Origin of the sequence: Actinomadura sp. 7K507 (assembly GCF_004348425.1) — a bacterium.
Classification (GTDB): Bacteria; Actinomycetota; Actinomycetes; order Streptosporangiales; family Streptosporangiaceae; genus Spirillospora.
The window spans coordinates 1-3390 of the sequence record NZ_SMKK01000432.1; the positions used below are offsets into that span (position 1 = coordinate 1).

The following is a 3390-nucleotide window of genomic DNA, read 5'->3' on the forward strand; positions in this document are numbered from 1 at the left end:
CCTCTGCGATGTTCATGTTGAACGCGAGCCCATTGTGCTCCACGGTGATCGCCGTCCGGGTACGGAGGAGCGCACCACTTCGCCCCACCCGTTCCCCGCGAACCCCTGGCGACGCCTGCGGGGACGATCCGGCCCCGCGCCCCGGTGCCACGGCGCGCGCGGACCGGGCCGCGACAGCCCCCACTCGCACCCACCCTGCCTGACCTGGGCGTTCGTCGGCCGACTCCGTCTGCGAAACGTGTTTTCATTGTTGACGGTGGGGAAGAGTGGAGTAGAGTGGGGCGCCGTGGGGAGCAGTAGCGCCTCATGCGGCGCGGGAGGTGGGGCCGGTGTTCCTCGGCACCCATTCGCCGCGCCTGGACGACAAGGGACGGCTGTTCCTGCCGGCGAAGTATCGCGAGGAGCTGTCGGGGGGATTGGTGATCACGAAGGGCCAGGAGCGCTGCCTGTACGTCTTCCCCATGGCGGAGTTCCAGCGGATAACCGAGGCTCTGCGTGCCGCGCCGGTCACCGAGAAGGCGGTCCGGAGCTACAGCCGGGTCTTCTTCGCCAGCGCCTCCGACGAGGTCCCGGACAAACAGGGCCGCGTCACCATTCCGCCTCAGCTGCGCAGGTACGCGGGCCTCACCCGCGACTGCACGGTCATCGGTGCCAACACGCGTCTGGAGATCTGGGACGCGCAGGCATGGGAGACCTACCTGGAGCAGGAGGAGGAGACGTTCTCCGACGTCTCGGAGGAGGTGTTGCCAGGGATCCTCTGAGAAACGACTCGTCGGTCCGATGACCGGCAATGGCCCACGTTCGGCCAGGTCTCCAGCCGCTCTCCGAGCCAGCTGGCGCAGCTTCCCCGGCGCCAGACGGCGACCCCCCGCGCACCACGCGGTGATCTTCAGGGCAGCGGATGGGGACCTGGCCGGGCGAGGCCGCCGCCGGGGGCGCGAAGCGGTCATCCGATCCGGCGATGCCACACAAGTCCGCGAGCTAGGTGGCTGTTGAACTTTTTTCGTCCGGCGTGTCACCACGACCCTGAGTCTCGCGGGTCGCGAGGACGAAAAAGGTTCAAGTAGGGGGTGGAGCATGGGCGTGGGAGACCACACGGCCGGGGCCGGTCACGTACCGGTCATGCTCGGTCGCGTACTGGCGCTGCTCACCCCCGCCGCGGAGGCCGTCACCGGCCGCGCGCCCGTCTACCTCGACGCCACGCTCGGCATGGGCGGTCACGCCGAGGCGATGCTGAGGGCCGTCCCGGAGCTCCGCCTGATCGGCCTCGACCGCGACACCACCGCGCTGGAGCGCTCCGGGCGCAGGCTCGCGCCGTTCGGCGACCGGGTGACGCTGGAGCACGCCGTCTACGACGAGATCCCCGGGATCCTGCGCCGGCTCGGCGTCCCCGCGGTGGACGCGGCCCTGTTCGACCTCGGCGTCTCCTCCCCGCAGCTGGACGAGACCGGCCGCGGCTTCGCCTACTCCCACGACGCCCCCCTCGACATGCGGATGGACACCACCCAGCGGCTCACCGCCGCCGAGGTCGTGAACGGCTACCCGCCCGCCGAACTCGCCAGGATCCTGCGCGTGTACGGCGAGGAGCGGTTCGCCCAGCGGATCGCCTCGGCGATCGTCCGCGAGCGCGAGCGCGCCCCGCTCGACTCCACCCGGCGCCTCGCCGACCTGGTGCGCACCTCCATCCCGGCCGCGACGCGCCGCACCGGCGGCAACCCGGCCAAGCGCACCTTCCAGGCGCTGCGCATCGAGGTGAACGGCGAACTGGACACCTGGCGCCGGGCCCTGCCCGCCGCCCTGGACGCGCTTCCGGTCGGCGGCCGGATCGCCGTCCTGTCCTACCACTCCCTCGAGGACCGCATCACCAAGCAGGTCCTCGCCGCACAGGCGGCCGACACGACGCCGCCGGACCTGCCCGTCCCGCTGCCCGAGCACGAGCCGCGGTTCAGGCTCCTGACGCGCGGCGCCGAGCTGCCGTCCGACGAGGAGACCACGACCAACCCACGGGCCGGATCGGTGCGCCTGCGCGCCGCCGAGCGTGTCCGGGAGGCGACATGACCACGACGAGCAGGCGCCCGCCGGCGCCGGCCAAGACGCCGAAGAACGCGACCCGGGAGCGCCCGGCCGACGCCGCCGCACCGGCCACCTCCGCGCGGAGCACCACCACGGGGAGCACCACCACGCGAGGCACCACCACGCGAGGCACCACCACGCGAGGCACCACCACGCGAGGCACCACCACGGGGAGCAGGCCCGCGAAGGCCGCGCCCGCGCGCAGGCCCGCGCCCGCCAAGAGCACGGCGACCAGGACCGCGGGCAAGACCGCGACCAAGCCCACGGGCAAGACCGCCGCCAAGCCGAAGACAACGAAGCCAACGAAGGCGGCAAAGGCGACGAAGGCGACGCAGACGGCGAAGACCGCGGGGAGCGGTGCGAAGGCGGCCGCCGCCCGGTCCCGCCCGGCGGCGGCGCGGCGGACGCAGGCGCCGCCGCGCACCCCGTTCGTGCTGCTCATCGTCGGCCTGCTCGGCGGCGCGCTGGTGAGCCTGCTGCTGCTCAACACCGTCCTCGCGCAGGACGCGTTCACGCTGACGCGGCTGCAGCAGAGCAACAAGCAGCTCGAACAGCAGCGCCAGGCGTACGAGGAGCAGAACGCCCGCGAAAGCTCCCCGGAGGAGCTGTCGAACAAGGCCAAGGCGCTCGGGATGAAGAAGGCCGAGGACCCGGCCTTCTTCGCCACCGGCAGCGGCCGGGCCAGCGACGGCGGGATCCGCCCGGTCCCGCACGCGGCCGCCGCGTCGGCGGGCGCCGCGGGCGTGGTCGGCGTCCCCGGGACCGTGGTGCCCGGCGACGGCGTGCCGCCCGGGACCGGCGGCGGGACCGGCCAGGGTGCCCGGACGGGAAACGGAGCGCCGTGAGCGGGCACGACCACATCGGGGAGCGGGTGACACGGTGACGAAACCGCCGGGACGCGGGACGGCCGGGCCACCGCCCGGCCGGAGAAGCGGCTCGGACGGGCGCGGCCCCCGCGGCTCGGCGGGGCGGGACGACAAGAACGGCCCGGGCGCGGCGCGCGCGTCCGGGCGTCCTGCCGGCGGTTCCGCGCGCCCCCCGGGCGGGAGGTCCGACGGCGCGGGACGGCCGGGCACGAAGGGCGGCGCCGCCCGCCGTCCCGCACGCGGCGGCATGATCCCCGTCCCCCGCGAAGAGGGCCCCCGAAAGAAGACCGCACGTAAGGACGCCGCGCGCGACGAGAGCGGCACCACCGGCACGGCCGCCGGGAAACCGGCGCGGAAGCGGCCCGCGCAGAAGAAGACGACGCCGAAAGCGACGACGCCGAAAGCGGCGACGCAGCAGAAGCCCGCGCCGAAGAAGGCGACCGCCAAGAGC

General features: G+C 73.8%; 3 protein-coding genes and 1 pseudogene. All 4 read left to right on the top strand.

Translation table 11 applies throughout. From position 1 onward, the window contains the following. Positions 1 to 329: 329 nt before the first annotated feature. Positions 330 to 761, top strand: a complete 432-nt coding sequence (gene mraZ / locus E1285_RS43925; protein ID WP_131878133.1) for a division/cell wall cluster transcriptional repressor MraZ — start codon at positions 330 to 332, stop codon at positions 759 to 761. Positions 762 to 1077: 316 nt separating this feature from the next. Next, on the top strand, positions 1078 to 2058 hold the full coding sequence (rsmH, locus tag E1285_RS43930; protein WP_132160836.1) for a 16S rRNA (cytosine(1402)-N(4))-methyltransferase RsmH: 981 nt from the start codon (positions 1078 to 1080) through the stop codon (positions 2056 to 2058). Beyond that, on the top strand, positions 2055 to 2918 hold the full coding sequence (locus E1285_RS43940) for a hypothetical protein (protein ID WP_207947280.1): 864 nt from the start codon (positions 2055 to 2057) through the stop codon (positions 2916 to 2918). The genes rsmH and E1285_RS43940 overlap by 4 nt, the downstream gene beginning before the upstream one ends. 34 nt (positions 2919 to 2952) lie before the next feature. Further along, positions 2953 to 3390 (top strand): annotated as a pseudogene (locus tag E1285_RS43945) (hypothetical protein); the annotation flags it as partial.

What these genes read in the sequence shown, in the direction of transcription:
- rsmH (WP_132160836.1), top strand. Translation starts at nt 1,078, where the DNA reads ATGGGCGTGGGAGACCACACGGCCGGGGCCGGTCACGTACCGGTCATG.
- E1285_RS43940 (WP_207947280.1), top strand. Translation starts at nt 2,055, where the DNA reads ATGACCACGACGAGCAGGCGCCCGCCGGCGCCGGCCAAGACGCCGAAG.